Origin of the sequence: Mycobacterium sp. E136, assembly GCF_001666865.1 — a bacterium.
Taxonomy (GTDB): Bacteria; Actinomycetota; Actinomycetes; order Mycobacteriales; family Mycobacteriaceae; genus Mycobacterium.
On sequence record NZ_LZJE01000301.1, the window covers coordinates 1 to 5,562 of the forward strand.

Genomic DNA, 5,562 nt, shown 5'->3' on the forward strand with positions numbered 1-5,562 from the left:
CCGTCGACGAGCGCTTACCGGATATCCAGAAGCCGCCGGACAGTTCCGTCGCCGACACGCTGCGCGGCACCTCGAGGATCGCGAGCGGAACGCCACGGGTCTCGGCGATGATGCGGTCGCGCACCCGCGGGTCGATCCCGCCGAACATGACCGATTCCAGCAATTCTCGCGCATCGGTGTCCGACAGTCCCTCGACCGGCAGCTCGGGCAGACCGGACAGCAGCTCGGGCTGGTCGCGGACCGCGAACACCAGTCCGACGGGTTCGGCGAGCAGTCGTCGCGCGATGAAGCCGAGCGTCTGGACCGAAACCTGGTCCAGCCACTGCGCGTCGTCGACGATGCACAGGACCGGTTGGTCGTCGGCCGCGGCGGCCAGCACGCTGAGCACCGCGAGGCCGACCAGGAAGCGGTCGGGTGTCTCTCCGACTCCGCGCCCGAACGCTACGTTGAGCGCTTCGCGTTGCGGTTCGGGGATCGCGTCGAGGTGCGTCATCAGCGGGGCACACAGTTGCTGCAGTCCGGCGAAGGCCAGCTCCATATCCGATTCCACACCGGCGACGTGCACGATCTGGAATCCGGACGCGGCTTCGCAGACGTAGTCGAGCAGGGCCGTCTTCCCGACACCCGCCTCGCCGCGCAGGACCAGCACCTGACAGCTGCCGGATCGGACGGTCGCCACCAGGTTGTGCAGCGTTTCACATTCCCGGGTACGGCCACGCAGGGCTTGTGCTGCACCCTGGCCAGACATAGACACCACCGCGTTCTGGGTGGACCCGCGACGGTCGCCGGTTACCCGATCTGATCTTGGATCGTACGAGGCGTCCGCCGACGGGTCCACACCGCGATTTGTGCACGTTCAGGAGCGTTCAGCGCTCCCCTGCGTGCACAAATCGCCCGGGTCAGGCCGTCGCGGCGATCGCCAGGATCCAGTCCTCGTAACGCGTGGCGAACAGCGTTGCGCCCGCACCGGGCACCAGCGTGCGCTCCTCGAGGTCGATGCCCCAGTACTTCGCGGCGGGATCGGCGACGACCCGGCGGGTGTCGCCGCGGGCGGTCAGCGCGGTCCGGATCAGGTCGGGCAGCAGGACCTCCACGGGTCCCCCGATCTCGACGATGCGGTTCGCCGGCTCGTTCGCCGCGGCGATGGCGAGGCCCTCTGCGACGTCGGCGGCGGCCATCGGCTGGAAGTACGCCGGCGGCATCCGCACCGTGTCGCCGTCGGTGGCGGAGTCGGCGAGCGTCGGGAGAAACTCGAAGAACTGTGTCGCGTGCACGATCGTGTACGGGATCGGCCCGTCGCTGATCAGTTGTTCCTGGTCGAGCTTGGCCTGGAAGTAGCCGCTTTGCGGGGCCATCTGGTCGGTGCCCACCACCGACAGCGCGACGTGGTGGCCGACACCGGCGTCCTTTTCCGCGTCGAGCAGATTGGTCGTGGCGGTGCGGAAGAACTCCTGCGCCGAATCGTCGAGCTGCGGCGAGTTCGACACGTCGACCACCACGGCCGCGCCCTGCAGCGCATCCCGCAGGCCCTCGCCGGTGAAGGTGTTCACGCCCGTCGACGGCGCCGCGGCGACCGTGTCGTGGCCCTGCCGATCCAGGATCTGCACCAGTTTCGAACCGATGAGGCCGGTTCCGCCGATGACGACGATCTTCATGATGAGCCTTCCGTTTGTCCGACAGCTTCCTGCCCGTCCAAACGGCTGACGGCTCAAAAACTCATCCCGCCGCCGGCGAAGAAGCTCAAAACGCGTACCGCACCCGGCAGCTGGGCAGCTTCGCGGCGATCAGATCGGTCAACTCGTGGACCCAGCGACCCTTCCACGGGCTCTTGTAGCGCACGTTCCACTGCCCGCTCTGGCTGCGCTTGACCTGTTGCAGATCGGGACGCCACAGCAGGTCCTCGCCTTTGGGATGCCAGCCGAGATTCACGTCGTGCAGCCCCTCGTTGTGGGTGAGGAAGATGATCTCGGCGGCCAGCTGTTGCTTGGTGCGGTCGGACGTGCCGTCGGCGATGTGATCGAGCAACTCCGACCAGTCGGCGAGCCAATTCTCATGCACGACAACCGGGCTGAAGTTCAGGTGCACCTCGTAGCCGGCTTCGACGAAGTCGTCGATCGCGGCGATCCGGTCGACGATCTTCGACGTACGCACGTCGAGCACCCGCGACGTCTCCGCCGGCATCAGGCTGAACCGCACGCGGGTGCCGCCGCGCGGGTCGTAGTCGAGCAGGGCGCGGTTGACCAGCTTGGTCGCGAAGCTCGCCTTGGCGTTGGGGATTCGCGCGAACAGGTCGACCAGGTCGCGGACGTTGTCGGAGACCATGGCGTCGACCGCGCAGTCGCTGTTCTCGCCGATGTCGTAAACCCAGTCGACGGGATCGCATTGGTTCGGTTGCGGTTTCACGCCTTGCCGGGCGGCGTGGCGTTCGAGGTATCCAGTGATCTTCTCGATGTTGGCGAACACCGTGATCGGGTTGGCGTAACCCTTACGACGCGGAACGTAGCAGTACGAGCACGCCATCGCGCATCCGTTCGCGGTCGACGGTGCGATCCAGTCGCTGGAGCGCTCGTTGCGTCGCGCGCTCAGGCTCTTCTTCTCGCCGAGCACCAGCACTTCCCGCTTGTTGCGGACCCAGTCCTCGACATTGCCCTCGTTTCCGTACAGGCCCGGTATCGCCTGATGCGACAGCACCTGGATGCGCTCGGCATCCGGGAAGCGCTCGAACACCTGGCGTGCGCGCGGAAACCGTTCGATGTCGGGCTCGTGGTAAATCCGCTTGATGTCGAGAAGGCGGTCGGCGAGCGCAGCGGGTGTGCGCCGGGTCACGGCGTCGCGATCGGCCATCGTCATGTCCCGTTCAACGTGCGACGGTCCGACTCCGATGCAGTTGATCTTGTTGACGGCCAATGAGGTTTGTCACGCTCGCGCTGATACTGCGCGATATCGCGTGCGATGGGCGTGGCCTGCTGCCGGAAAGACCGCAGCGGGCCGATCAGGGGCTCGTCGTAACCGGCGAACCACAGACCCGGCGCGGCGGCAGGCAACCCGTTGACCTTCGGGGCGCCGCCGTCATCCAGCACGTCGTGGTGTCCCACGAGCGGCTCGAGTCCTCGCCGGTAGCCGGTCGCGGCGATCACCGCATCCGGCGTCACCACGTTGCCGTCGGCCAGCACCACGTTGTCACCGGCGAACGACTCGACGGCGGCGACGATCTCGATGCGCCCGGCCTTGACGTGGGGCACCAGCTCGTCACCGATCGTCGGGATCTGCTCGTCGGTCAGCAGCGCCGAATAGATGCCCCGGTGCGGCGCGGGCAGGCCCTCGCGGCGCAGGTCACCGAACCACAGCTTGCGCATCAGTGCCGCCGCCTGGTCCAGCACGGGCACCGGCAGGCCTTCGAACGCCGCGCTGAATGCGTCGACCGGAATCCCTGCGGCCGACCGCGGCACGAGATGCGGCGGTGTACGCACCGCCATCCGCACCCGCCGTGCGGCGCCGTCGCTGAGTTGCAACGCGATGTCGGCCGCCGAGTTCCCCGCCCCCGCCACCAGCACGTCGCGGCCGGCGAAGGGCTCGGCGTTGCGGTAGTGCTCGGAGTGCAGCACCTCGCCGGTGAATGTCTCGATTCCGGGCCACTCCGGCAGCGTCGGCGTGTGGTAGTTGCCGGTGGCGATGACGACGGCCGCCGCGCTGAGCGACCCGTCGTCGGTGACCAGCCGCCATGCGCTGTGTTCACGGTCGACCCGATTTACGTTGACGCCGAACGTTATACGAATCCTCTGCCGACGCACGTAGTCGTCGAAGTAGTCAACCATGTGGTCGCGGGTGGGCCAGCGACCGTACTGCAGCGGAATCCGCTGCCCGGGCAGATGCGACCACCACCCGCAGGTGTTGAGGCGGAAGCCGTCGTAGCGATTGCGCCACGACGACGCGGGGGCATCGGCGCGGTCGACCACGAGCGCCTCGACTTCGCATTCGTGACGGAGCTGCCGGGCGATCGCGAGGCCACTGGGACCCGCACCGACGATAACGACCGGTTCGTCGTGCGCCATCTACGGCAGGTGTCTGGTGGTCAGCAGCCCCTTGGTGAGGTCGCGCTGGAACTGTTCGAGGAGCGACCGGCGCCGCAGCGGCGGGCTGTCCGCGTGCGCTTGCTGGGCCACGCCCCCGATGACGTCGGCGAGCGCCTCAACCGAGTTCCACTGGGGCCGCCAGTCGAGTTCGGCCTCGGCGCGCCCGCAGTCGAGCAGCGGAACGCTGAACGCCATGTCGAGCCAGCCGCGGTCGATCGGCTGCAGCCGCGCGCGCCAGCTGAGGTCGACCAGCGCGCCGAGTACCCCCGACGGCACGTGGACCGGTTTGGCCTTCAGCACCTCGGCGACCTGATCGCGGCCCACCCGCGGCTCGGATGCCAGGTTGAACGGGCCGCTCGCGCCGCGTTCGACCACTCTGGCCAGCGCGTGGGCGACATCGTCGGCGTGGATCAGCGGAATACACAGGCGGCGGTCGAGCGGCAGCAGCGGCAACAGCGGTACCGCGAGCATCGGCACGTATCCGGGCAGCGCGTAGCGCATCAGACCGCTCGCCGCGGCACGCTGCACGATGAAGCCGGGACGCATCCGCGCGATCGGGACGCCCGCATCCCCGTGTTCGAGTTCGTAATCGTCGAGTAGCGCTTCGGCGCTCGACTTGTCGCGGCTGTACGGCGAGGTGCGGATTCCGGTGGTGGGCCACGACTCGTCGACATATTGTCCGTACCGGCCGGGCGCGTAGGTGCCGACCGACGACTGGTGCACCAGGCGCCCCACCCGCGTGTCGTGCGCGGCCTCCAGGACGGCCGTCGTGCCGCCCACGCCGATGCGGTTGAGGTACTCGGTGTTTCGCGTCGGTTGGAAACCCCATGCGAGGTGGACGACGGCGTCCGCACCGTCGAAGATGCCCCGGAGTTGGGTGGCCGCGTCGGGATCGGCGAGGTCGAGTCCGTGCCAGCGGACGCTTTTGTAGACGCCGGTGGGCTCCGGCGGCCGTCGCACGACGCCGACGATCTCGTGTGAGGTGTCGCTTTCGGTCAGCCGCCGCAGCAGTGCGGTGCCGACGTTGCCCGAAGCTCCGGTGATGACGATGCGCATGGAACAAGACTTCCCGCATCGCACCCGATCAACACGGGTCAGACGGCAGCGGCGGTCTCACCCTCGAGTTGACGGGCCCGGACACCGTTGAGGAACCGGCCCACCTCGACCGCGAGTCGGCGCGCATGCGACGAATCGACGAGATCGAATGCGTGTCCCGCGCGTCGAACCTCGCTGTACTCCACCGGATTTCGAGACACGGCGCGCAGTTCCTCGGCGAACACGCGAGCCTCGCCCACGGGGATGATGGTGTCCTGCTCACCGTGGATGAGGAAGAACGGCGGCGCATCCGCGTGGATGCGGGCCAGCGGTGAGGCCGCCTCGAAAATCTCCGGATGCCGAGACTGCTTGCGCCCGACCACGACTCGCTCCAGGAAGTTCTGGAAGTTCTTGCGGGTGGGGGTCGACCGGTCCTGCCAGTCGTAGCGCCCGT

6 protein-coding genes are annotated in these 5,562 nt (G+C 67.9%); all 6 read right to left on the reverse strand.

The genetic code is table 11. The annotated features are described in order from the left end of the window. The coding region (locus A5698_RS19315) for an AAA family ATPase (protein ID WP_156670822.1) at positions 1–748 on the reverse strand (748 nt) is incomplete at its 3' end. 151 nt (positions 749–899) lie between these two features. Then, positions 900–1,655 carry an SDR family oxidoreductase gene (locus A5698_RS19320; protein WP_068300135.1) on the reverse strand — a complete coding sequence of 252 codons (756 nt, stop codon included), beginning with the start codon at positions 1,653–1,655 and terminating at the stop codon, positions 900–902. Positions 1,656–1,740: 85 nt separating this feature from the next. After that, a complete protein-coding gene (locus A5698_RS19325) occupies positions 1,741–2,850 on the reverse strand; it encodes a spore photoproduct lyase family protein (protein WP_068300140.1) in 1,110 nt (369 codons plus the stop codon). Next, positions 2,847–4,052: a flavin-containing monooxygenase gene (locus A5698_RS19330; RefSeq protein WP_084792526.1), complete on the reverse strand. Its 1,206-nt coding sequence runs from the start codon at positions 4,050–4,052 to the stop codon at positions 2,847–2,849. The genes A5698_RS19325 and A5698_RS19330 overlap by 4 nt, the downstream gene beginning before the upstream one ends. Then, positions 4,053–5,129 (reverse strand): NAD-dependent epimerase/dehydratase family protein, encoded by a 1,077-nt coding sequence (locus tag A5698_RS19335; protein ID WP_068300142.1) that lies wholly within the window; start codon positions 5,127–5,129, stop codon positions 4,053–4,055. Between the two features lie 38 nt (positions 5,130–5,167). Then, positions 5,168–5,562 (reverse strand): alpha/beta hydrolase (locus A5698_RS19340; protein WP_156670823.1); only part of this gene is annotated, 395 nt, incomplete at its 5' end.